Genomic DNA, 24,743 nt, shown 5'->3' on the forward strand with positions numbered 1-24,743 from the left:
GGGGGCTCCCTTCGGGCGGGCCGCTAAGCAGCCATCTGCGGCGTTGCATTTGCTTGACGTAGAACAACTACGCCAGCGCAAATGCGCCTTGCATCCGGCCGCTTAGCGGCCCGCTGATATCCGCATTTAGTACCTTACACCACACTAGTGCAGGTCCGACTCGGGCAGACTGATTCCCAGGGCCAACAGTTGGCCGGCGAGTCGCGGGTCCCGGCTCTGACGCCAGCGCTGGTAGAGGTTCAGAACATCGGCGGCGTCGAACAGCTTCTGTCGGGCGCATACCTGTGCGACGAGTTCCAGCATACGCGCAAACATCGCCGCGAGTTCGGAAAAGATATGGCGGTTTTGCCGCGAATTTTCAGAGAGATAGTCATAGGCTCCGCCCCCCATGCCGATAAAGTAATCCTTGAGGATGCCGCGGCGGGCGAAACTCTCCGGAAACAGCGCCCCGAGAAACAACGCCAGGTCACCCAGCTGCCGCAGGATCAGGCAGCGCTCCCTGGGATCGCCGGCCTCACAGGCGTCCTTGTAGAGCATGGCCAGGGGACGGATACTCACCTCGCCCCGGTCGTAGCTGAAGAGCTGGTCGCTGTCGCCGAATCGGGCGAGCATAGTGGCCATATACCAGAGGGTATCCTCGTGCGGTGGGGGCGTCAGCTGCTGTCCGCACTCCTCCAGTCGCTCGCGAAAGTAGTCGGCCAGGGTCATTGCAAATTTTTGTTGCTGCACCAGGGACATCTGGGACCTCCTCGGGCTCTTCAGGCTCGCTAGAAGCCTTTCAAAAACTATAAACCAGGCTTAGAAAATTTCCATTTTCATTGGGTCACTTTTAATAAGAAAAATTTATAAAAATTATCCACCGGGTGGTTGTCAAACGTCTTCCTGCAGAAACCATCACCAAAGGCGGCATTGTTATTCCAGACAAGTCCGCCGAGAAATCCACGGAGGGTGAGGTTTACGCGGTGGGCGAAGGAACCCTGCTGAACAATGGAGAACTGCGCCCGCTGGCGGTAAAAGCCGGCGATCGCATTTTGTTTGGCCAGTACTCAGGCCCGGAAGTCAAGATCGACGGCGAGACCTACCTGATCATCAAGGAGCCCGACATTTTGGCGGTACTTGACCAAACCAGCGTACAGGAGCAAGCAGCATGAGTGCGAAGACCGTAAAATTTTCCGACGATGCCCGCGAGCGCATGTTGTCCGGCGTAAACATTCTGGCTAACGCGGTAAAGACCACACTCGGTCCCAAGGGCCGCAATGTCGTACTCGATAAAAGCTTCAGCGCACCACGGGTCACCAAAGACGGCGTATCCGTCGCCAAGGAAATCGAGCTGAAAGACAAGTTCGAAAATATGGGTGCGCAAATGGTGAAGGAGGTTGCATCCAAGACCGCCGACGTGGCCGGCGACGGCACCACCACCGCGACAGTGCTGGCGCAGGCCCTGGTTCGCGAAGGCCACAAGACCATCGCCGCGGGCATGAATCCGATGGACCTCAAGCGCGGTATCGACGCCGCCGTCAGGGCCGCCACCGAACAGCTGACCGAGCTGTCCAAGCCCTGCGACGACAGTAAGTCCATCGGCCAAGTGGCGACGGTATCCGCCAACTGGAACACCGACATAGGGGAGATTCTCGCCGAGGCGATGGAGAAAGTGCGTCGCGACGGGGTTATCACCGTCGAAGAAGGCAAGTCGCTGCAAAACGAACTGGAAGTGGTCGAGGGTATGCAGTTCGATCGCGGCTACCTGTCGCCCTACTTCATCACCAACCAGGACAAGATGCAGGTCGAGTTGGAAAACCCCTATATCCTGCTGTTCGACAAAAAGATCAGCAATATCCGCGACCTGTTGTCGCTGCTCGAGGCGGTGGCCAAGGCCGGGCGCCCGCTGCTGCTCATCGCCGAGGATATCGAGGGCGAAGCGCTGGCAACACTGGTGGTCAACAACCTGCGCGGCATACTCAAAGCCGCCGCGGTCAAGGCGCCCGGCTTCGGCGATCGCCGCAAGGCCATGCTGCAGGATATCGCCACTCTCACCGGCGGCACCCTGATTTCCGAAGAGGTCGGCCTGACCCTGGAGAAAGTCGAGCTGGAGCAGTTGGGCGGTGCCAAGCGCGTAGTGATCAACAAGGAGAACACCACAATCGTCGACGGTGCCGGCAAGAAGACCGACATAGACGCGCGCGTGACCCAGATCCGTGCCGAGATCGAGGGGTCGACCTCGGACTACGACCGCGAGAAGTTGCAGGAGCGCGTCGCCAAGCTCGCCGGCGGTGTCGCCGTGATCAAGGTGGGCGCGGCAACCGAGACTGAAATGAAGGAGAAAAAGGACCTGGTGGATGACGCCCTGCACGCGACCCGCGCCGCCGTGGAAGAGGGCATAGTGCCCGGTGGCGGCATCAGCCTGGTGCGCGCCGCGGACCAACTGCGCAAATCCGGCCTGAAGGGCGCCAATGACGACCAGCAACTGGGTATCAACATCGCCCTGCGCGCGATGGAGGAACCCTTCCGCCAGATAGTCGCCAACGCCGGCGTCGAGGGCAGCGTGATACTGGAAAAGGTCCGCACCGGAGAGAGCAACGCCTACGGCTATAACGCCCAGACCGGTGAATACGGCGATATGCTCGAGCTGGGCATTATCGACCCCACCAAAGTCACCCGCTCCGCACTGCAGAACGCCGCGTCAATTGCGGGCCTGATGCTCACGACGGAAGTGATGGTGGCCGACAGGCCCAGCGAAGAAAAGGGCCGGGACACCCACCCTCACGCACACGACTTCGAGTAACCGCCTGCGGCAGGGGCCGGCAAGCCCCTGCCCTGCTTCAAGCCCCCTGCCGACACCCGCGATCCAGCCCGGCGCAATGGCGCCTGCCGCTTAGGCGGGTCCCGGCGCCGCCGCGGTGCCGAAAGGCATTGATCCACAAGGAAAAATCGAGTAATTTGCCAACCCGCTCGCGCGTCTCGCCGCGGGCGTCGTGGGGGCCCTTAGCTCAGTTGGTTAGAGCATCCGACTCATAATCGGCAGGTCCTGGGTTCAAGTCCCGGAGGGCCCACCACCATCACCCAAATCCAAAGCAAAAAGAAAGTGTGTGTGTATTGAGACCTAAGTTTGTCCGCTTTGGCCAAACATTGGTCGCATAGGGTATCCCAAATGTCCCCCCTTCCCGCAGGGCCAGGTATTTGCCTTCCCCCCTGTTATTGGGACCGAAGCCCGTCCACATTGGCCGCATAGCCAACGCAGACGGGCACCTTCCACCTGACTGGTGGGGTTCCTCGCTAACCCATAGAATTTTCAGGATTGCGCAAACGCCATCAGTGGGCCGTAATCCCCCGCATCCGCGGCCTGCAGCCCGGCAATGTAATCAATCCGGCTTTTACCCGGCCACATTAAATTGGCGCTCCCCCAGGTGAACATGGGCAAGCCCAGCGCTTTCGCCAGAATGTCAGCCATGATCCGGGAATGGCGACCATTGCCATTGGGGTAGGGGTGAATCCATACCATACGGTGGTGGAATCGAACGCAAAGCTCCTCTCGCGGGTAAGTGTCACACTCTACCCACACCTTGGCATCGTCACACAGGTTGCGCAGGCTCATAGAAACCTGCAGCGGGGGTGTATTGCCAATGTTCACTTCGTACCGACGAAACAGGCCAGCCCATTGCCAGGTCTTATCAAACATCCGCTTGTGTAGCGACTGACAGAAATCCAGGGTCAATATCTTGTCCGGCGCCCGATTGCCGCGAAACGCCCACGACAACGCCTGCTGGATATTCCGGGATTCAAACTGGTCGAGCTGGCCGCGAGTTGAGATACCCGATGGGATCAGGCCTTTCGAGTCGTCAGGCGTGAGCGGTGTGGCCCCAACCGGGAGGCCATCGTTAATCATCCCAGAAATCCCTCGGCCAAGTCCTAAGGTACTCCTCGGCAAGCTTTCGGGTGGCATCTTCCCGGAAGCTGGCCTCGGTCCCTTGATCTTCCAATTCCATGTGGCGTTCAGCATACCGATTCAAAGCTCGCGCCTTCTTCATAGCCTGGTCTTCACGCATAGCCTGCAGAGACTCCGACTCTGGCACCAGCGCGTATACGACCCGGCAGCCCAATCCCTGAGCCACCTTTTCCAGGGTGTTAAGAGTCAGGACTCCGTTAATCTCCCCCTTCTCGATGCCACTCACCCGCGCCTGAGACAGGCCGATCCGCTCTCCCAGGGAGCGCGTGCTCATCCCAAGGGCGCAGCGGATGGCCTTCAACCAACCCGTCGCCGGACGTGCGATCTTTGCTCTTTTGACTGCAGCAACGGTTTCGTCCATGTGTTGCAGATTCAGCTCTTTATCCCAGGACATAACATATACCAACTAGATAAAAACCCAAACCATAGCATATATAGAATAGATTTGAAGGAAAAATAGTGTATATATGTTATATTTTCTTCTACAGCAAAGTCCCCATCTTCCACGCAAACCAAACCCGCCAAAAGATATTTCCCCACCCCAAAAGAACAAATATATCTTTATTTTTCAGCAAGTTATCTGGATTGGTCATTTTATGTTCAGACTGCTTTCCCCACCTCCACGTACGCGCACAGCAGCCCTCATAGAGGCAGTGCTTCTGGTAGAGCAGCGCCCGCCGGCGCCATCCGGGCAGCGCAGCAACGCCAGCGGCCGGTTGCGCAGCTCCTGCAGCGGTTGGGGGGGGGGCAAAGGCGAGCGGGTAGTAGAGAAGCTGCTGTTTGCCGATGCCCGCGGGTCCCAAGAACACTATCTGCTGAAGTTACAACTGACCTTCCTGCATATAACTGAAGCCCGTGAATCTCTTTCCATCCCAGTGATAGGCCAAATGTCGCGTCTGGACGGCTGGAGGGATGAGAGCCGGCGGGCGGAGTATTGCGACACTCTCACCTCCATCGTAGCGGACTGACCGGTAGTGAATTCCGAATTCCGAACGCTCCCTGCAGTCGCGGCCGAACGCCTGGCCTGCGGTCCACGAATCCGGCGTGTGCAGGTCGGCAATCCCTCTCGCGTCAACCAAGTCTGCAGTCACCGCACAGCGGAAACAACGCATGGTGAGCTGTCGCGGAGGCTCCTCTGTATCCTCCATTCGCCGGCGCTGGCTGTGCATACTCTCGGCTACTGCAGTCTCGAAGCTCAGTCCGGCATAGTAGACCCCAAAACTCCCGTCAGTGAATCGCGATGCCACCCCGATATGGGTGAAGGCCGCCATGATAGGGGAAGTGCCGGGGCCTACAACCCGGTCCTCGGGAGGAACCAAAGCGATTTCACCAACCTCGTCTCGCAATCGGTCATTCGTCATGGATTCCAGGGCATAGGCCGCATCCAGGCGCTCCGGGTCCACTAGGGACTCGAAAAGCTGAATCGGGGGATACCAACTGGGGATAATGCGGTAGGTGGGCGCATCCATGCGAGAATAGTCCTGCTTAGCCAAAATGCGCGCCTCTCCAGCTGTCCAGGTACCGGCGCACGTCCAACAAATCGGAGACATTGCCCGCGAGCATGCGCTGCAGGGCGGACTGACCTCCAAAAGCCCGATTGGGCCGGCGCATATACTCGTCCCAGTCGCGGCGCTCCTCCAGGATCTCCACCCCCTTGCGAATCCCCATCAGGAGACTGAGCCGCTCCAGGGTGTCATGGCTGAGCTGCACGGGGGCATCGCTCTCCACCTTCTTTTTCCAGGCATGGAGCGTGGTCCGGGAGCTGATGCCAAGCAGCTGGCACTGCTCCTCCTGGGACAGTTTCCAGTGCTCCGGGCCGGTGACATTGAAAAAGAACTGCAGGCCGGCAGCGGCCATGGCAGCTGTAGATATCTTCTGAGGGGCAGGTTGCGAAAGAGACATAGCATCCACCTCGGACGTTCATATCTATACAGATTATAGATATTTGTTCAAACATGAACAACTCAAGCTTGGACTGATCGGTCAGTGTGTGCCACCGCCACAACCCAACCCTACTGAACAGCGAAGCCCCACGCAGCCTGTGAACAAGGAAATTCCATAGCCAAGGCTAAGCGGCCCTGATTGCTTATTGATGCTCGTGAAACTGGCTGTACAGGTGAGTCCGGCAGGAATCGCATGTGGCGTGGAGAAACTTGCGCCCCTTCCATTTGTTTTGGCACTTCAGACAACGAAAAACGCCAGATGGACCACTTTCACGAATCTGCACTGGCTGCGGTGACTTGGGAGGGGCAGGATTGAACGCTGGAACTCGACGCCGGGACTGGGATGTGAAACAAGGTTGATCTTTTGCGGGGTCATACTCTTTCAAGAGGGCATTGCGCAGTTTCGCACGCACTGCCTCGGTACGGGGATGGTACAGCCAGTAAATACTCTCGGGCCAATCCGGTGAGTCGCTGAAAAGGGATTGAAGGACCGGAAGTATACGCTTCTGGCGCTCGGGATCTCGACGATACCGGGATTCCAATTGGGTTATATCGACAGCAAGGACCCCGGTGAACTCATCTTCCGGGAGATCCGGCGGTAGGCGGCCAGGGTAGTCAATGTATATAGCCAGTGTGTGGTTACCGAGTCTGGCCTGCAGATCGAAGGGGCCATCGGTTCGATACTCGGAAATCTCCAGTTTCTGAGCCCGGTTAACCCGGCCTTTCTTCAGTATCGGGCGGTATTTGCCGATGCGTTCGGCCACCACCAGCTCGGGTAGAGAGAGGCGGCTTAGCTCGCCGGCGAGGGCCCGCTCAATCAAGTACAACCTGCAACAACTGAAGAACGAGAGTTCGCAGGCCTGATACGGTTTGTCATCAGCCTTGGGGTCGTGTGCGAAATGCCAGACGGTCTTTTGTCCGTGACGCGCAATCACACCTTGCCCGCATGACGGGCACCGGCAGTTACAGTCCCGACCACGGGGAACATCGAAGACCTCCACCATGTGGTTATCGCGGTGGATGGCGAAGGGAATCAGGACCTCTGACATGCTTCAGCCCCATGCGAGAAGACCTGACGAGATTGCCAGAATCACTGCGAAGGTGCCAAGTCTCGCGGATGATGTCGGCCGCCTCGAAGGGGCGAAGCGTGACTCGCTTACCAGTCGTCTATCCTATGCGGTAACCCGCAAAAGCGAGCGTCCATCAACGGATCACGGCAAAGGAATGCGCCAATGCACGCCGAAAAGTCCTCACCAGAGACGTCCAAAGCCACAGAAGAAGAAGCCCATATCAAGCCGCTGGTGTTTTACGGCTCGGTGGTCGGCATAGTGCTCTTCTCCCTCTGGGTCATGCTCTTTATCGAGCAGGCCAACGAGGTGATCGGCCTGGTGCTGTCGTGGATTTCCAGCAGCTTCGGCTGGTTCTATTTTCTCGCGGTAGTGGCCTACCTGGTGTTCGTGATCGCGGTGGCGGTGTCCAAGTTCGGCGATATCAAGCTGGGGCCGGACCACGCGGAGCCGGAGTTCAATGTGGTCACCTGGGCGGCGATGCTGTTCGCCGCCGGTATCGGCATTGATCTCATCTTCTACTGCATCGTGGAGCCGGTGACCCAATTCCTGACGCCCCCGGATATGGAGGGTGGTAGCGTGGAAGCGGCGCGCCACGCGATGGAGCTGACCTTCTTGCACTGGGGGCTGTCCGGTTGGGGGGTCTACACCCTGGTGGGTATGGCACTGGCCTTCTTCAGCTACCGCCACGGGCTGCCGCTCACCATCCGCTCCGCACTCTATCCGCTGTTCGGCAAGCGCATCTACGGACCGGTGGGCAATGCGGTGGATATCGCCGCGGTGCTGGGCACGGTGTTCGGGGTGGCCACCAGCCTGGGCATCGGCATTATCCAGCTCAACTTCGGCCTCAATTACATGTTCGGCATCCCGGAAGGCACCGCCACCCAGGCGGCGCTGGCGGTAATGATTGTGCTGTTTTCCGCCATTTCCGCCGCCACCGGGGTGGAGCGGGGTATCCGCCGCCTGTCGGAGTTCAATATGCTGCTGGCGGTGCTGCTGATGCTGTTCGTGCTGGTCAGCGGCAAGACCCGCTTCCTCCTCGACGCCTTTGTTACCAACCTGGGCGACTACCTGCAGCATTTCGTGCAGCTCTCCTTCAACACCTACGCCTTCGATCCGCCCACCGACTGGTTGAACGCCTGGACGGTGTTCTTCTGGGCCTGGTGGATCGCTTGGGGGCCCTTTGTGGGGCTCTTCCTTGCGCGGATATCCCGCGGTCGCACCATCCGTGCCTTTGTCGCCGGCACCCTGATACTGCCGTTTACTTTTATGGCCGCGTGGATGGCGATCATGGGCAACTCGGCAATCGACATGGTGATGGGCGGCGCCACCGCGTTTGGCGAGCAGGCGATAGCTCGCCCGGGCTCGGCGATCTATCTTTTCCTGGAACAGTTGCCCTGGGTGCTGTTTACCACTATCTCGGTCACCATCCTGTCCATTGTATTTTTCGTCACCTCCGGGGATTCCGGTTCTCTGGTACTGTCCAACCTCACCAGCCGCCTCAAGGACCCGAACCACGATGCGCCGCCGTGGATGCGCATCGTCTGGGCAGCGATCATCGGCATAGTGACCGTGGCTCTGCTGATGGCCGACGGGCTGGTAGCGCTGCAGAGCGCGGTGGTGATCATGGGCCTGCCATTCGCCATTGTGCTGATCCTGATCATGCTCAGCCTGTACAGGGCGCTGAGTCTGGAGGAGCTGAAATCCGCCAGCATGCAGGAGGCCCTGTCCGGCCATCTATCGGGCCGCACCATCTCCCGGGAAGGCCCCAGCAACTGGGCCCAGCGGCTGTCGCGGGCGATAAGCTTCCCCTCCCTGAAGCAGGTGGAGCAGTATATCCAGCGCGAAGTGCAGCCGGCTTTCGAAGCGGTGAAGGAGGAGCTCACCGAAAAGGGTTATCCCGTACGGATCAGCGGTGGAACCGGTGAGGATCTGCACCTGAAACTGGACGTGGACCTGGGAGAGGAAGTGGATTTCACCTACCAGGTTTGGCCGCGGCAATGCTCCATGCCCGCCTTTACGCTGCTCGCGGAAAAACCGCGCTCCAGCTATTACCGCCTGGAGCCACACCTGCGCGAGGGCGGCCTCACCTACGACCTGATGGGCTACACCAGCGACCAGGTCATCGGCGATATCATCGACCACTTCGAAGCCCACCTGCAGTACCTGTATACGCGCCGCGAGCGAGCCGCCCGCACGCCGGGGGAAGAGGGCCAACCCGGCCCGACATAGGAAACCGGTAATGAACGCAATCCGTTTCGACCACGCATTCGACTACGTAATCGTCGGCGCCGGTTCCGCCGGTGCGGTGCTCGCCAACCGCCTCAGTGAAGACGGCAAAAATACGGTGCTGCTGCTGGAGTTCGGCGGCAAGGACAATTCCATCTATATCCAAATGCCCACGGCATTTTCCATTCCGCTGAATATGCCGCGCTTCGACTGGGGTTTTCATTCGGAACCGGAGCCAGGCCTGCACGGACGGCGCATTCACCAAGCCCGCGGCAAAGTGATCGGCGGCTCCTCTTCCATCAATGGCATGGTGTATGTGCGCGGCTGCGCGGGGGATTTCGAGGAGTGGGTGGAACAAGGCGCGGCTGGCTGGGGATATGCGGACGTGCTGCCCTATTTCAAACGCGCCGAGGACTGTGTCTACGGCGCCGACGAATACCGCGGCGTGGAAGGGCCGATGACCGTCTGCAACGGCAACAATATGAAAAACCCGCTGTATCGCGCCTTTATCGAAGCGGGCAGACAGGCGGGTTACGGTTTCACCGAGGACTACAACGGCTACCGCCAGGAGGGCTTCGGGCGCATGGATATGACCGTGCGCAACGGCGTGCGCTGCTCCACCGCGCTGGCGTATTTAAAGCCGGCGTACCCGCGCAAAAATCTCGAACTGAAAATGCACGCGCTCACCACCCGGGTGATCATGCAAGGGAAAAAAGCCCTGGGCGTGGAATACCGCCAGGGCAGTAAAACTTTTCGAGCAAAGGCGGAAAAAGAAGTCATCCTCTCCGCCAGCTCATTCAACTCCCCCAAACTGCTGATGCTGTCCGGCATAGGCCCGGCGGAGCATTTAAAGGAGCACAGCATCGAGGTGGTACAGGACCTCCCCGGGGTAGGCCAGAACCTGCAGGATCACCTGGAGTGCTGGGTGCAGCAGGAGTGCACGCAGAAAATCACCTTGAACGGCTGGCTGAATCCACTGGCCAAGGCCTGGATCGGCGCCAACTGGCTGTTCTTCAAGCGCGGCCTCGGCACTTCCAATCACTTCGAGTCCAACGGCTATATCCGCAGCCGCGCGGGTCTCAGGTACCCGGATATCCAATATCACTTTCTCGCCGGCGCCATCGCCTACGATGGCTCCAGTGCGGTCAAGGGGCACGGCTTCCAGGTGCACCTGGGGGCGAACAAGCCCCTGAGCCGCGGCTGGGTAAAACTGAAATCCACCAGTCCGGAGGAACCACCGGAGATGGTGTTCAATTATTTTGCCCACGAAGAGGACAAGCGGGCCTTTCGGGCCGGCCTGCATTTCACCCGCGAGATTTTCGCGCAAAAGGCCATGGACCCCTACCGCGGCCGCGAAATATCCCCCGGGCCGGAGGTGCAGAGCGACGACGAAATTGACAACTGGCTGGCGGAGAGCTGCGAAACCGCCTACCACCCAGCCGGTAGCTGCCGCATGGGCACCGACGACATGGCAGTGGTGGACCCGGAGTGCCGGGTGCGCGGGGTGGAAAACCTGCGCGTGGTGGATTCCTCCATCATGCCCACGCTGACCAACGGCAATATCAATGCGCCGACGATTATGATCGCGGAGAAAGCGGCGGATCATATTCTGGGGAAAAAGTTACTGGAGCCTTCTTCCGCGGAGAGCTATGTAGCGAAGGGTTGGGAAAATACCCAGAGAGAAGGGAAACCGGATCGGCCGCCGGAGTAAATTAATTAATTCTGGAAGTTTTGTAGGAGTGGCGGGGCGGCCATCCGCCGCTGGCCGCGATCGGAATACCGGCGAAGACCGGGCCTTTATCCAGGCGGGCCTCCGGCCCGCTTGCGGAGCTGGAGTTCCCCGTTCCCGGGACATCCGCGAACCCGTTCATTCCGCATTTCTCATTCCAAATTCCGCATTAATAGGGCGCCTCCACATCCCCCTGGGCGACATATACGGTTTTCAGCCGCGTATAGTGCTCAAAGGCCCGGCGGCTGTTCTCCTTGCCGATACCGGACTGCTTGAATCCACCGAAGGGCATTTCCACCGGGGTCAAGTTGTAGTGGTTGATCCACACGATCCCCGCGTCCAGGTTGTCCGCCACCCGGTGGGCGCGCTGAATATCGCGGGTAAACACACCGCCGGCGAGGCCGAATGCGGTGTCATTGGCCCGCGCGAGCACCTCATCCTCGTTGCGGAAGCTGAGCAGCGACAGTACCGGCCCGAAGATCTCCTCGCGCACGATGGTCATATTGTCATCGAGGCTGTCGAAGATGGCGGGCTCGACAAAATTCCCCTCTTCGAAGCCCGGCACCCGGACCCTGCCCCCACCGAGCAGCAGTTTTCCGCCCTCCTGACGCCCCTTGTCGATGTAATTCAGGACACTCTGCATATGCTCGGCGCTGATCAGCGGTCCCACGTCGGTATCCAGGTCCAGGGGATCGCCCACCTTGAGCTTTGCAGTGCGCGCCAGCAGTTTTTCCGCGAAGGCATCCTTGACCGACTCGTGCACAAATACCCGCGTGCTGTTGGTGCAGATCTGCCCCTGGGTGTAGAAGTTACCCAGCATCGCCGCGCCCACGGCGTTGTCCAGGTCGGCGTCCTCGAACACGATCAGCGGCGACTTGCCTCCCAGCTCCAGCGTCACCGCCTTCAGGCCCTCGGCGGCGTCGCGCATCACCGCCTTGCCGGTGCCCACCTCTCCGGTAAGAGAGACCTTGGCGATGCGCGGGTGACGGGTGAGCGCGCGGCCGGTCTCTGCGAACCCCTGTACCACATTGAAGATCCCGTCCGGCAGGCCCGCCTCGTGGAACAGCTCCGCCAGGCGCAATGCGGACAGCGGGGTCAGTTCCGCCGGCTTGAAAATCATCGCATTGCCCGCCGCCAGGGCCGGCGCGGACTTCCAGGCCGCGATCTGCAGCGGGTAGTTCCAGGCGCCGATGCCGGCGCAGATACCCAGGGGCTCCGGGCGGGTATAGAAAAAACCGCCGGGCACCGGCTGGTATTTCCCCGCGAAGGAGGATGCCTGACCGGCGAAGAATTCCAGGCAGTTCGCGGCGGAGCCTACATCCGCTTCCGGGGTCTCCACCAGCGGCTTGCCCCCGTCCAGGGATTCCAGCCGCGCCAGTTCGTCACAGTGATCGCGCAGCAACTGCGCGGCCCGCGCCAGTATTCGGCCCCGCGCGGCGCCGCCCATTGCGGCCCATTCGGGCTGCGCCCGCGCCGCGGCTTCCACCGCCAGGTCCACATCCTCGGCGCTGGCCTCGGCGACCCGGCAGATCACCTCGCCGGTGGCGGGGTTCAGGGTATCGAAGAAGTTCCCGTCGCTGGCGGAGGTATAGCGGCCGCCGATCCAGAGCAGAAGGTCATCTCGCTGATCAGTGTGGTGTCTCATACTAGTCCCTTATTGGTATCGCAGCCGCCACGCCCGTCAGTGTCGGATTACAGGGCCCTCGCGACTGGCTTCGAACAGGAACCAGGCGCGCTCTTCGGCTTGGTCGATCAGTTCTTCCAGCAGATTGTTGGTGCCCAGATCCCGGTGCTCGTCGCACAATTCGTGCGTCTCGCGCAGGCGCTCGGCCAACTCCAGGTTGTCTTCGCGCAGCTCCGCCAGCATGTCCTGCGGATCGACAAAGTCCGCGTCATTGTCCGAGGACCGCTGCAGCTTGGCGATATGGCCAATAGAGCGCAGGGTGGTGCCGCCGAGCTTGCGCACCCGCTCGGCCAGTTCGTCGGTCGTCTCCAGAATCTCCCCCGCCTGCTCATCGAACAGCAAGTGATAATCCCGGAAATGGGGACCACTTACATGCCAGTGGAAATTCTTCGTCTTCATATAGAGGGCGAAGCTGTCGGCGAGCAGGGCATTCACTGCCGCGGTGATATCCTCCCTTGCGCTCTCGCCCAGGGCGGTGGGGGTTTTGAGCTGCGGGGGCTCTTTCCGGTGCACTTCTCTCTTGGCGGCCTTGGTCATGGTCAACCTCTCTCGAAACCTTTAAATAATCGGGAAAGTAGCGGGCGAAAAAACACGCCACTCTACGAAGACTAGACGCCAGACTCCGTTTGCGCCATTGGCGTAAAAATCAACCTGTTACCGTGCACCAGCGCGCAACTCTCCCAGCTTTCCTGCCAATTTGCATATTCCTTCCAGTAACAGGCTTTACAAAAATTCACCACCTGACTAACCTTTTCATGATTTTGGTATTGCCAATTACGGGACCGGGCAGGCCAAAATCTGAAGCAACAGTTCGCGATGATCGGCGGCCAGCCACGCCCAGCCGGGCTTCCCCAGCCGCGGCCAACTGCCGGACGCTTCTGGCCTTCCAAAATAAAATCGGAACACTGCTAGATGAACAACAACACGAAAAAGTCCGTAATGCTCGGCGCATTGCTGGGCGGATTACTTCTGTCTACCAACCTTTTGGCGCAGACCAATCTCGCCATAGGCGCCAGGTCCGATGGCAGCAGTAAAGCCAGCGGCTCCAGCTACGGCAATGTGCGCGACGGCGACCTGGCCAGCTACTGGCAGCCCGCCTCCAGCAGCGGCGAGCGCGTTTCGGTGAAATGGGGCAGCAGCACAACCTTCAATACAGTGATCCTGCGCGAAATCGGCAGCGCGGCGCAGAACTGGCGGCTTGTGAACCACGACACCGGCGACCAACTGGCCTCCGGCAGCGGCATTGGCTCGGAGCGGCAGGTTTCCCTCGGCACCGTGAACATGAGCAAAATCGACCTGATGATCGACAGCGCCAGCAGCGCGCCACAGATCGCCGAGCTCGAAGTCTATAACCTGAGCGAAGGCAGTTCGTCCTCCAGCAGCTCCAGCAGCTCCAGCAGCTCCAGCAGCAGTTCGAGCTCCTCTTCCGGCGGCAGTTCGGCCGGTATCAGCGCCGAGTGCCAAACCCTGGCCACCGACCCCAACGTCAACTGGCGCGACTCCGCGACCCTGAATACCGACCAGGAAATTGTCGAGTGCCTGTCGCAGACCTTGGGTCGCGCTGTGGGTTACGGCGAGAACGCGCTCGGCGGCTATGACCCCAACGGCAACAGTCTGCTGACGGTGATCACCAAGAGCGATTCCCAGGGCCGCTCGGTGGAGCAGCAGGTCCTCGACGCCATCACCGGCGACGAGCACAACTGGATCGTGTTCGACAAATTCGACTTCGCCAGCGAAACCGAAATCGCCATGTACCGCAACTTCTGTGGCGATTCCTCAGTGCAGAGCGCTATCGCTGGTACCGAGGCGCAGTGTGTCGACTACCACCAGTGGTGTGCCGACAACGGCTACGGCTCCGGTGACTCCTGCCTGACCGAGTTCTTCAACAACCGCCTGAACAACAGCAGCCTGCCCATCCGCAACCCGGTGCTCGGTTCCAACAAGACCATCGACGGACGCCTTACCAACGCCTACTTCCGCTTCAGCGGCTTCGCCGTGGGCACTGACAGCGTGGGCTCGAACGATGTGATCCTCACCCACCTGGATTTCCGCGGCGCCGGGCACACCGAGGACCACGGCCTGGACCCGGATATGGTCCGTTCCACCGGCGGCTCCCAGGACATCTGGATTCACAAGAATACTTTTGACCTCACCGGCGACTCGGCCTTCGACGTCAAGCGGGGCGCACACCACATCACCATGTCCTTCAACCGGGTGATGGACGTCAGGCGCTCAAGCCTGCACGGCTCCAGCGACAGCCGCACAGAAAACGCGAACATCCGCACCACCATGCACCACAACGCCTTCGTCACCCGCGACGACAAATACACGGCCTTCAGCGGCACCGCCCGCCGCGTGCCGCTGATCCGCCGCGGCACCTCGCACATGTTCAACAACCTATTTATGAACTACCGCAAGGATGTATTCAGCACCCGGGTTGGCGCCCACCTGTTGTGGGAGGACAACATCCTGCTGATGAACTCAAGCCACGGCGTATCGCTGGACAAGCTGCAGGCCGAACTGGCACGGGAAAACTACGACGGCGACACAGGCAACTTCCACCCAGAGGGTACCTATGTATGGTTGTCCGACAGCGCCTGCAACCTCGACACCTCCGGCTCCCGGGAAATCACCAATGCCTGGGGCACCGTGGCCGATCTCTCCGCGGACTACTCCCAGGATTCACGGGATGTGATCAGCGCCCAGAAAACCGCTGCCGGCCAGGACCTGGCCGACTACGTCAGCGCCACCGCGGGCAAATATGGCGAGATGCCGTTCAACTCGCCGATGGCCAATGACCAGGCATTCGTGCTGGGGCTAGGCAAGGTGTCGTGCCAGTAAACGGCAAGAACTTCAATCCCAACTGTCGGCGCCGGTATGGCACCGGCCAAGATTAAATCCTCTCTCACAGGATCTATTGGGCGCCCCCGGGGCGCCCTTTTTTTTCGAATACACCCCTAAGCCCTGTCAACAGCCGCTATCCCGATGTGAACTGCGCTCTGTCTCCGCCTTCCCGTGTACCATTTCGCGCCAACAGGCTTTACAGGTATGCAGAACAGGACTAGCCTCTTCGCCGAATTTGGTTTTGCCAATTTATTGAAATTGGCTGCCGAATTCCTAGCGGTACAGCGATGAGACCGAGACCGTTCCCACGGCTCGTCACCAATAACTGACAATAAAAAGGACCGTATCATGAAAAAATTCTCAAGAGCGCCAGCCCTTCTGGGCCTGATGGCGGCCGGCCTGCTGCCTGTCGCCAGCTGGGCACAGCCGGTGGGCTATGCCACTTTAAATGGAGGCACTACGGGCGGCGAAGGGGGTGAAGTCGTCTACGCGACCACCGGCACCGAGATTCACGCGGCATTGTGCAATCGCGCCTCCAGCGACACGCCCATCATCATCCAGGTCGAGGGCACCATTAATCACGGCAATACCAGCCAAGTCTCGGGTGACAGCTGCAATACCGCCGCAGACAAGATCGAACTCAAAGAGGTCAGCAACGTCACACTCGTCGGCGTCGGCAACGGCGCCCTGTTCGATGAGCTGGGTATCCACCTGCGCAGCGCATCCAACATCATTCTGCAGAACCTGCATGTGCGCAATGTGAAGAAATCCGGCTCACCGATTTCCAATGGCGGCGACGCCATTGGTATGGAAAGCAATGTATTCAACGTATGGGCGGACCACCTTACGCTCGAAGCCTCCGGTGGCGAGAGCGATGGGTACGACGCGCTGTTCGATATGAAAGCCACCACCCAGAACGTGACCCTGTCCTACAGTATCCTGCGCAATTCGGGCCGCGGCGGCCTGGTCGGTTCCAGCGATAGCGACGACACCAACGGACCGGTAAGCTACCACCACAACCTGTACGAGAACCTGGACTCGCGGGTGCCGCTGTTGCGCCATGCAACCGCGCATGCGTTCAACAACTACTATCGCAGTATCAACAGTTCCGGCCTGAATCCACGCATCGGCGGCCAGATCAAGGTGGACAACAATTATTTCGAAGACTCCAAGGATGTGTTGGGAACCTTCTATACCAACGACATGGGCTTTTGGGATGTAAGCGGAAATATCTTTTCCAACGTCACCTGGACGGAGGAGGGGGACAAAAACCATCCGGCAGGTCCGGACCCTGTATCGACAGTTTCCATGGATATCCCCTACCCCTACACCCTGGACGACGCCGGTTGCGTGCCGCAGATAGTTCTGGCCACAGCGGGCGCCAACACCGGCCTGCTGGAATCCGATGGCAATTGCCAATCCAGCTCATCGAGTTCATCCAGCAGCAGCTCTTCGTCCAGCAGCTCCAGCAGTTCCAGCTCCTCCAGCAGCAGTTCTTCCGGTGGTTCCGGTGTCGAACTGGGCACCAATCTCTCCATCGGTGCCGGCGCCGACGGCAGCAGCAAGGCCAGCGGCAGCAGCTACGGCTATGTGATCGACGGCGACCTGCAAAGCTACTGGCAGCCCGCCTCCTCCAGCGGTGAACGCGTCTCGGTGAAATGGGGCAGCGCCACCGATTTCAACACCGTGATCATCCGCGAGATCGGTGACGCGGTACAAGACTGGCGGCTGGTGAACCACGACAACGGCGAGCAACTTGCCTCCGGCACAGGCATCGGTTCCTCACTGCAGGTGAATCTCGGCGATGTAAGCATGAGCAAGATCGACCTGATGATCGACACGGCCGGCAGCGCGCCGCAGATTGCCGAATTTGAGGTGTACAACGCCAGCGGCGAAACGCCCACCACCGTCACCCTGGAGGAAAACGCCAGCGGTTTCTGCTCCGTAGACGGCGCGGTGGAAAGTGAATGGGCGGGTTATACCGGCGGCGGCTACGCCAATACCGACAACGCGTCCGGCAACGGAGTGAATTGGGCGGTATCCGCACCTGCGGCCGGTGTTTACACCCTGCAGTGGCGCTTCGCCAACGGCGGTAGCGACAGGCCGGCGGATATTCTGGTCAACGGTGGTGTTGTTGCCAGTATCGGCATGCCGGGCACCGGCGCCTGGGACAGCTACGCCGATAGCGGCACTGTGGACGTGGGGCTGAATGCAGGCTCTAACCAAGTGCGTTTGCAGGCCACCGGCAGCGCAGGGCTGGCCAATATCGACCACCTGGATGTCACTGGCAGCAGCCCGCAGCCGGGCAGCTGCAATTAATCCAAACCCCGACATCCATTGACGTCCTCCCCTTCCTAAAGGAAGGGGATTTCTCCCGCGAGACGCTAATGCCCGAGCGCGAGAATGTTCCTGGCCGGGTTCAACTCGCGGTTGTGCGAGGCACCCCACACACAACAGGTCCACTCCCTTATTCCAAGCGCTGCCCTACCTTTCGGACTGCTGCGGGGAATAAACCCACAGCGTGAGCAGCACTGGTGGCGTAGGGGTGCTCCTTTCGGGCGGGCCGCTCCACGTATTCGCGGCGCCCGCGGCCCCTGCCGTTTTGTCAGATGTCACGCATTGATCGTTTTGTGCTGGACGTCACGGTAAGCGGCTTTACAAATTTCTTCTGCGAGCGCTAACATTCCAAACCCAATTGGTTTTGCCAATTTTCATATTGGCAACCAGCATCCCGGTACAGCGATGCCGAGAGAACCCTCGCGGCCTTTCCATTAATCGACAATAAATTTGCCATCATGAAATCACTCCTGAGAGCGGCGGCTTTCCTGAACCCGCTGGCGCCCGGCAATGACAGTAACTCCCCTTCCTCTCCGTCTTCCGCAGGCCGCTCTACCGGCGGGGAAACCTAACCGCTTGGCGCGGGCGATCAGCCAGGGCCAAATTGGTACCTGAGTACTGTTATTCCAAGCGTTTTGGTACCAGTGCTCAAACAAAAACTAACTACTACTAGAATGGAGCGATTAAAAAAAATGATCACATCAAGGAAAAAAGTCTTTTATGGCTTAGGGTTCACGCTACTCCTGTTTGGGTCTGCGAGCCTGCAAGCACAAACAGGCGACAATCTTTCCATCGGTGCCGGCGCTGACGGCTCATCGAAGCTCAGCGGCACCAGCTACGGTAACGTTATTGACGGCGACACCGGCACTTACTGGACACCTGACAGTTCAACCGGTCGCGTATCCGTGAAGTGGCCTTCGGCAACCACTGTCGGCAGCGCAGTGATTCGAGAAGCCGCAGGCTTCGAGGGCAATATCGGCTCATGGCAGATGGTCAACCACAATACCGGCGATGTCCTCGCAAGCGGCGCGGGTGCGGGCACAATCAACTTCAGCAGTACCAGCCTCACCAAGCTGAATTTCGAAATCCTGAGCAGTAACGGCACGCCAGCGGTTGCCGAGTTCGAAACCTATGAAAGCAGCTCATCCGGCGCCACCGGAAGCGTAAACCTCGCTGTAAGTGTTTCCGGTGCCGATGCCACCCTGAACTGGGACGTCAGCGACATTGATGTTTCGTACCAATCGGTTTACCGCGATACCGATCCAAACCCGCAAGGCCGTACCCGCATCGTCGCCAATGTTGCGGGAAACAGCTACACCGACCGCGACCTCCCCGACGGTACCTACTACTACTGGATCAAAGTTGTTGACAGCAGCGGTAACGCCTTCAACTCCAATGGCGATGACGCGGTTATCTCCACCACAACTACGCTGAACCTTCAGGAAAGCAGTGGTTTCTGTTCGGTGGACGGTTCAATAGATAGCAATCATGCCGGTTTTACCGGCAGTGGATTTGTCAATACGGATAACAAACTCGGAGCGAGCGTTACCTACAGCATTAATTCGGATTCCGCGCAAAGCGTGCAGGTCGATATTCGATATGCTTCGACCAGTAATCGCCCGGCAAATATCGAGGTGAACGGTTCCGTAGTGGGCACAGTTAATTTTAACTCCAGTGGAGCATGGACAAACTGGACTACCGAAAGCGTTACTATTCCTTTGCAGGCAGGTGAAAATAACATCAGGTTGGTTGCGCAAACCGCAGATGGATTGCCCAATATCGATTCCCTGGCTGCTGTTGGCGCTAGCTTGACCCCGGGAGCCTGTGGCGCTGGACCTGACACCGCTGATTGTAATGACGTTACAGGCGTACCGGTTATAACGGTCGCTAAGGACGGCAGCGGACAGTACAGCACGGTACAGGCTGCGATCAACAGCGTTTCATCCTCGAATAGCCAACCGACACACATTCGCATCAAGCCCGGCGTCTACTATGAAAAACTCGTTATCGACCGGCCGAACCTGACCCTGTGCGGTGAAACCGGGAAAACCGCTTCAACCGTTCTGACCTATAACGATACCTCGGACACACCCGACGGAAACGGAGGCACCCTCGGCACTTTCGGTAGTACGAGTGTTGCTATTAGCGCGGACGATATTTCGGTGGAAAATATCACCATGGAAAACAGCCATGGCCCGGGAATCCAGGCGGTAGCCGTACGGATTACGTCGGATCGTGTGCAATTCCGTAATGCCCGCTTTCTCGGCAACCAGGATACGCTCTATGTGCACAGTGGCTCCCAGTACTTCAAGGACTGTTATGTCGAGGGAACTGTCGATTATATTTTCGGCCGTGCCGCGGCGGTCTTTGATAACTGCCAGATTCACAGTGTAGGCGGCGGTACGTCGATCACTGCACCCAGTACGGAACAGACACAGCCTTATGGTATTGTCTTTCTTGGCGGGAAAGTGACCGCTTCTTCCAGTGTAAGTAACGGCAGTGTTGCACTCGGCAGAAACTGGCGCCCCTATGGTTCAGCAACCTATCTGGGAGTAGACCTGGGTGCGCATATTTTGCCCGAAGGCTGGAGACCCATGGGCAGCAATACGCTCGACACTGCGCGTTTTGCCGAATATGAAAACACCGGGCCCGGCGCGGATACTTCGCAACGCGTGCCCCAGTCCAGGCAGTTGTCCTTTTCGGAAGCAGCGAACTACACAGTGGAGAATATCTTTGACTCCTGGGTGCCGAGCTATAGCAATAGCAATGGTGATAGTGCCAGCGCCCCTTTGCTATCACAGGAGGGCAACCCGGTACATGACCGCTTTAACAGGTATTTGACCGAGTGGAGCCTGAGCACCAATCAGGCGGACATCATTCTCTCTTATCAATACGACAATGGCGGTTGGCCGAAGAACCAATCCTACAGCAGCATGGGCAGTGGCGGCAGCGGTCCCGCAACCATTGATAACGGCGCGACCACGCTGGAAATGACCTACATGGCGGAAATGTATAAACGCACCGGTAATACCACTTACCGCGATTCCGCCAGAAGGGCCATGGACTACCTGTTGGAGATGCAATATTCCACAGGCGGCTGGCCGCAGTTTTATCCTTTACGGGGCGGGTACTCGGACCACGTTACCTTTAACGATAACGCCATGACGCGCGTTTTGACTGCCTTATATCATGCGGAGAGAGGCTCAGCACCTTTTGACACAGACGTTTTCAATAGCAGCGACCGCGCACAGTTCAGGACTGCAATTGACAAAGGAGTGGAATACACCCTGCGTGCCCAGTGGAGACAAAACGGTGCATTAACAGTGTGGTGTGCGCAACACGGGGCAACGGATTATTTGCCAAAGGCTGCACGTGCATACGAACTTGAATCACTCAGCGGCAGTGAATCGGTTGAAATTATCGCGTTTTTGATGACACAACCGCAAACACCGGAAATTGAAGCTGCGGTGAAATCCGCTCTGGCCTGGTATCGCAGTCCAAATACTATTCTGGAGGATTACACTTACGATAAATCCACCGCGGAGAAAATTATTTCCTCACCTGGTGATAGAATGTGGTATCGCTTTTACGATCTCGATACCAACCAAGGTTTCTTCAGTGATCGTGATGGCGGAAAGTATTACGACATCATGGAAATATCGGAAGAGCGCCGCGAGGGTTATAGCTGGGGTGGAGGCTATGGGGAAAGAATAATCTCCTATGCCGAAAGCGTAGGTTACTGATAAATAAAATGCCTCTGGCTCGGAAAATTCCGAACCGGGGGAAACCCATTCTGAGGCCGCTTTCATAAGCGGCCTTTTTTATTCCTAGCTGTAGGGTGCGCCGCGTGCGCACCGTCCCAGATGCGCACCATCACAGAACTGACGCGAACTCCATCCTCCACGGTACGCACGGCGCACCCTCGTCAGAAATTTATAGAGCCACCTCAATTACTCACTCCTTTTGCAATGTAGTCGGCTATTTGGGTAACAATTTTCCAGATTCTAACTCCAGACTGAGGATGAAGTTTCCGCCTAGCGCCACCTCGCGCACAACTATTGGTTTTGCCAATTTCCATATATTGGTAACCAATGCCGGCCTGTGCTGTAATCAAACCACGCGATCGCGTGCCCTGCAGCTTCCGGCCCCGCTCAGGGAGACGTGGCCATCCCTGCGCATTCTGCGGGGTAGATGCCTCATGCGTTCTCGTCGTTATCTGCATCTTGCCATTCGATGCGTGAGGAGTCGTCACTAACCAAATAATAACCAGGTGATTTTATGAGAAATATCTACGCGATTGGGCTTGCGTCCGCAGTGGCGCTATCCTCCCCCGCTCGTGCGATTGATTACTTCGTCGACCCCAGTGGCGCCGATGACTCCTATACCACCATCCAGGCAGCGGTCGATGCCGTCGCGGGACAGACCGCCACCGACCGTGCCAACATCTTCATCGCGCCGGGCACTTACAACGAGATTCTCACCGTCAGCAAGCCCTATGTCAGCTTCGTCGGCCAGGGCGCATCACCCGCTGATGTCACGGTTGCGTTTACGCGCACCCCTACGATGGACGCTACTGGTCAAGGCGAGGTGGTGAGCATCCGGGCGAGCGCCACCGCCTTTATGGCCCGCAATGTCACTTTCGAAAACACAACACCCGATCAAAATGTGACCCAGGCCTTAGCTGTCCGATCCAGGGCGGACAAAACGATCTATGACAACGTGCAGTTCCTCGGCTATCAGGACACTATCCTTATTGACGGCAATTCGCGGCAGTACTTCACCGATTGCTTCATCACCGGCGACACCGACTTCATCTATGGCGATGCCACGGCTGTCTTTGATCATTGCCTCATCGAAAGCACCAATCGCGGCTACATCACCGCGGCCAATACCAAGCGGACCACGGCCAATGGCCTGATCTTTCTCGACAGCACATTGGTCCCGGGCACTGACCGCAACGAGCTCGACGATGGTACGACGGCTGGAGATAACTCGGTTTTTCTCGGAAGGCCCTGGCATTGGTATGACGAAGACACCATGCCAAGTGTGATTTTCATCCGCACGAAGATGGACTCACACATCCGCATCGATGCGTGGGATCCTTGGAATGGCACCGGTGATCCCACCGTGGACCCAGACACAGATCGCGACCCGCACACGCGTTACTCGGAGTTCGCCCCCATGGACCTGGCAAGCACCCTGCGGCCTATTGACCCCGTGACGGGGCTGCCCGAGGGCCGCGTGAAGTGGGCCGACGCCATGACCGACGATCACGCCCAGCACTACACCCTCGACAAGATCTTCGGCACCGTCGACTTCTGGAACGACAATCCCTCAGCCCAGCCGGAAGGCACCGGCCAGACCTATCTGCCCCAGGGCGATGGCCTCGCGTGGGAACCTCTGGCCCAGTTGGCGTTGCTGCCCGGTGTCAGGCTCCAGGGCAAGGCGAAAAAACGCAGGACTAGCAGCGCTAATTCAAGCTTTTTCAACGCAGCACTGGGGCCTGGGGCGAAGTGATCGGTTACAGTGCCGGCCTGACCGATATCGACCACCTGGATGGAAACGGTCGACAGCCGGGCAACTGCGACTGAGGTTCCGACCGCACTTCCACCCTCACAGGATGCGGGCGTTCCTTTGCGGGGCGCCCGTTTCGGGTGAAGCAACCAGCTCATCCGGTCACGCTTAGAAGCGCACGATTAGGATCGGGGGCGAATTCAGCAGGCTTTCATTCCTCAGCCCGGTATAGGATAGGCCATTCGGATGGAGCCACCGGTTCGCTTCCGCATTTACGGGCCCGAAACTCGACAAGTTGAAATGTACCGGTGCGCCAGAGCCACTTGCCCATGGAACCGCAATCGCCAATCCCGCGGGCCTTATTGAAGCTCGTCAGCACGCCGCTCTCCGGATTGAATTCGACGTTGACCAGAACTTTCGTTCGCGTGCGTTTGCCATATCCGGCAAATATTCAGTAGGTAAAAAGTGCGCACCACACACCGCCACAGAGGGGGTAGATGCACCCCGGTGGCTGACTTCCAATCCCATTCGCCGTGAACCGGGCTCCTTACTGACGATCCGACCCAATTTCAACAAACTCTTCAATCGTGGAACAGATCCCCCCCTTTGGGGGCACATTGCCGCAAATGTCCTATCCGGGCAGAAGGTTTGGCGCATTTTTTCATCTTACCTCAAATCCCTACCCTGCCTATCCAAAGTGGACTTACCAAAATTCCGGAGGTATGCTACTCGCGCAATTTGCGCCGAATCGACACCACAGTACGGCCAGCAGTATTGCTCACAAGAATAAATGAGAGGAGCAAGTCCTAATGAAAACACCTTCCCTGCTCACGCTAGTCGCCCTATCTGGATGGCTTGCCGCCTGTGGCGGCGGTTCCAGCGGCGGTTCGGACTCCGACGGTACCTCGAGCAGCTCTTCAAGCAGCTCCAGCAGTTCGTCAAGCAGTTCCAGTAGCTCGTCAAGCAGTTCCAGCAGCTCGTCGAGCAGTTCCAGCAGCTCGTCAAGCAGCTCCAGCAGCTCGTCAAGCAGCTCCAGCAGCTCGTCAAGCAGCTCCAGCAGCTCGTCAAGCAGCTCCGGCGGCGCCACCACCACCGCCTTCACCTGTCCGGAAGACGGCAGCCTGTATTTCTGCGACGACTTCGAGGACGGCGAATTCGCCAGCAACTGGGACGCGGTGATCGACGGCTACGGTCTCCCCGACCCGGGCACTTTCGACATTCTCGACGAGGGCGACGCCGGCAAATCCCTGCGCTTCACCGCCCGCACCCGCGGCGACAACCTGAACGAGGGCGAACTGATCCTGGTCAAGGAGGCGGCTTTCTCAGGTGTGCCTGCGGATTACTCCGTAGAGTACCGCATACGCCCGCGGGCCAATGGCAACACAGGCAACAAGTTCCTCTTCGCCATGGGCCGTTACCAGGGGCCGCTGGAGTGGTATTTCGGCGGCCTGAA

General features: G+C 58.7%; 17 protein-coding genes, 1 tRNA gene and 1 pseudogene. 10 read left to right on the forward strand and 9 right to left on the reverse strand.

Annotated elements, in window-relative coordinates; translation table 11 throughout:
* Positions 1 to 144: 144 nt before the first annotated feature.
* Positions 145 to 738 carry a hypothetical protein gene (locus tag FHS09_RS21305; RefSeq protein ID WP_183463746.1) on the reverse strand — a complete coding sequence of 198 codons (594 nt, stop codon included), beginning with the start codon at positions 736 to 738 and terminating at the stop codon, positions 145 to 147.
* A 125-nt stretch (positions 739 to 863) separates the two neighbouring features.
* On the opposite strand from FHS09_RS21305, the gene FHS09_RS21310 reads away from it, so the two are divergent.
* The 3 genes from FHS09_RS21310 to FHS09_RS21320 all read left to right on the forward strand — a co-directional run bounded on the left by FHS09_RS21310 (position 864) and on the right by FHS09_RS21320 (position 3,053).
* Positions 864 to 1,151, forward strand: coding sequence for a co-chaperone GroES (locus FHS09_RS21310; RefSeq protein ID WP_425487784.1), 288 nt, complete (start codon positions 864 to 866; stop codon positions 1,149 to 1,151).
* Positions 1,148 to 2,782 (forward strand): chaperonin GroEL, encoded by a 1,635-nt coding sequence (gene groL, locus FHS09_RS21315; protein WP_183463748.1) that lies wholly within the window; start codon positions 1,148 to 1,150, stop codon positions 2,780 to 2,782. Before FHS09_RS21310 ends, groL begins: the two co-directional genes overlap by 4 nt.
* 194 nt (positions 2,783 to 2,976) lie before the next feature.
* Positions 2,977 to 3,053 (forward strand) — tRNA-Ile (locus FHS09_RS21320).
* Positions 3,054 to 3,289: 236 nt separating this feature from the next.
* Here the strand turns inward: FHS09_RS21320 and FHS09_RS21325 are convergent.
* From FHS09_RS21325 to FHS09_RS21345, 5 genes are all read right to left on the reverse strand, one after another.
* The gene (locus tag FHS09_RS21325) at positions 3,290 to 3,883 is read right to left on the reverse strand and encodes a mobile mystery protein B (protein ID WP_221192180.1); all 594 of its coding nucleotides are present in this window, start codon (positions 3,881 to 3,883) and stop codon (positions 3,290 to 3,292) included.
* Positions 3,876 to 4,337: a mobile mystery protein A gene (locus FHS09_RS21330; protein ID WP_183463750.1), complete on the reverse strand. Its 462-nt coding sequence runs from the start codon at positions 4,335 to 4,337 to the stop codon at positions 3,876 to 3,878. Before FHS09_RS21330 ends, FHS09_RS21325 begins: the two co-directional genes overlap by 8 nt.
* 427 nt (positions 4,338 to 4,764) lie before the next feature.
* Positions 4,765 to 5,412 carry an RES family NAD+ phosphorylase gene (locus tag FHS09_RS21335; RefSeq protein ID WP_183463752.1) on the reverse strand — a complete coding sequence of 216 codons (648 nt, stop codon included), beginning with the start codon at positions 5,410 to 5,412 and terminating at the stop codon, positions 4,765 to 4,767.
* 16 nt (positions 5,413 to 5,428) lie between these two features.
* Positions 5,429 to 5,800, reverse strand: coding sequence for an MbcA/ParS/Xre antitoxin family protein (locus tag FHS09_RS21340; RefSeq protein ID WP_221192181.1), 372 nt, complete (start codon positions 5,798 to 5,800; stop codon positions 5,429 to 5,431).
* Between the two features lie 229 nt (positions 5,801 to 6,029).
* Positions 6,030 to 6,935, reverse strand: coding sequence for a competence protein CoiA family protein (locus FHS09_RS21345; RefSeq protein WP_183463754.1), 906 nt, complete (start codon positions 6,933 to 6,935; stop codon positions 6,030 to 6,032).
* A 183-nt stretch (positions 6,936 to 7,118) separates the two neighbouring features.
* Between FHS09_RS21345 and betT the strand changes: the two genes are divergently transcribed.
* Together betT and betA are read left to right on the forward strand one after the other, a co-directional pair.
* Entirely contained in the window at positions 7,119 to 9,185 is a 2,067-nt protein-coding gene (betT, locus tag FHS09_RS21350) for a choline BCCT transporter BetT (RefSeq protein WP_183463755.1), read from the forward strand.
* Between the two features lie 10 nt (positions 9,186 to 9,195).
* Positions 9,196 to 10,893, forward strand: coding sequence for a choline dehydrogenase (gene betA, locus FHS09_RS21355; RefSeq protein WP_183463756.1), 1,698 nt, complete (start codon positions 9,196 to 9,198; stop codon positions 10,891 to 10,893).
* 187 nt (positions 10,894 to 11,080) lie between these two features.
* On the opposite strand, the gene betB is transcribed toward betA, so the two are convergent.
* Positions 11,081 to 12,556: a betaine-aldehyde dehydrogenase gene (gene betB, locus FHS09_RS21360; RefSeq protein ID WP_183463757.1), complete on the reverse strand. Its 1,476-nt coding sequence runs from the start codon at positions 12,554 to 12,556 to the stop codon at positions 11,081 to 11,083.
* A gap of 36 nt (positions 12,557 to 12,592) precedes the next feature.
* Positions 12,593 to 13,132, reverse strand: coding sequence for a Dps family protein (locus tag FHS09_RS21365; protein ID WP_183463758.1), 540 nt, complete (start codon positions 13,130 to 13,132; stop codon positions 12,593 to 12,595).
* A 375-nt stretch (positions 13,133 to 13,507) separates the two neighbouring features.
* Between FHS09_RS21365 and FHS09_RS21370 the strand changes: the two genes are divergently transcribed.
* The 4 genes from FHS09_RS21370 (at position 13,508) to FHS09_RS21385 (ending at position 23,293) form a co-directional block, all read left to right on the forward strand.
* Positions 13,508 to 15,436 (forward strand): pectate lyase family protein, encoded by a 1,929-nt coding sequence (locus tag FHS09_RS21370; RefSeq protein WP_183463759.1) that lies wholly within the window; start codon positions 13,508 to 13,510, stop codon positions 15,434 to 15,436.
* A gap of 351 nt (positions 15,437 to 15,787) precedes the next feature.
* On the forward strand, positions 15,788 to 17,758 hold the full coding sequence (locus FHS09_RS21375; protein ID WP_183463760.1) for a pectate lyase family protein: 1,971 nt from the start codon (positions 15,788 to 15,790) through the stop codon (positions 17,756 to 17,758).
* Between the two features lie 710 nt (positions 17,759 to 18,468).
* Positions 18,469 to 21,519, forward strand: a complete 3,051-nt coding sequence (gene pelA, locus FHS09_RS21380; protein WP_183463762.1) for a pectate lyase — start codon at positions 18,469 to 18,471, stop codon at positions 21,517 to 21,519.
* Positions 21,520 to 22,054: 535 nt separating this feature from the next.
* The gene (locus FHS09_RS21385) at positions 22,055 to 23,293 is read left to right on the forward strand and encodes a pectinesterase family protein (RefSeq protein WP_183463764.1); all 1,239 of its coding nucleotides are present in this window, start codon (positions 22,055 to 22,057) and stop codon (positions 23,291 to 23,293) included.
* A 208-nt stretch (positions 23,294 to 23,501) separates the two neighbouring features.
* Here FHS09_RS21385 and FHS09_RS23465 read toward each other — a convergent pair whose 3' ends face one another.
* Positions 23,502 to 23,741, reverse strand: a complete 240-nt coding sequence (locus tag FHS09_RS23465) for a DUF1176 domain-containing protein (RefSeq protein WP_183463770.1) — start codon at positions 23,739 to 23,741, stop codon at positions 23,502 to 23,504.
* Between the two features lie 358 nt (positions 23,742 to 24,099).
* On the opposite strand from FHS09_RS23465, the pseudogene FHS09_RS21395 reads away from it, so the two are divergent.
* A pseudogene (locus FHS09_RS21395) lies at positions 24,100 to 24,743 on the forward strand (pectinesterase family protein); the annotation flags it as partial.

Origin of the sequence: Microbulbifer rhizosphaerae (genome assembly GCF_014191725.1) — a bacterium.
GTDB lineage: Bacteria > Pseudomonadota > Gammaproteobacteria > Pseudomonadales > Cellvibrionaceae > Microbulbifer > Microbulbifer rhizosphaerae.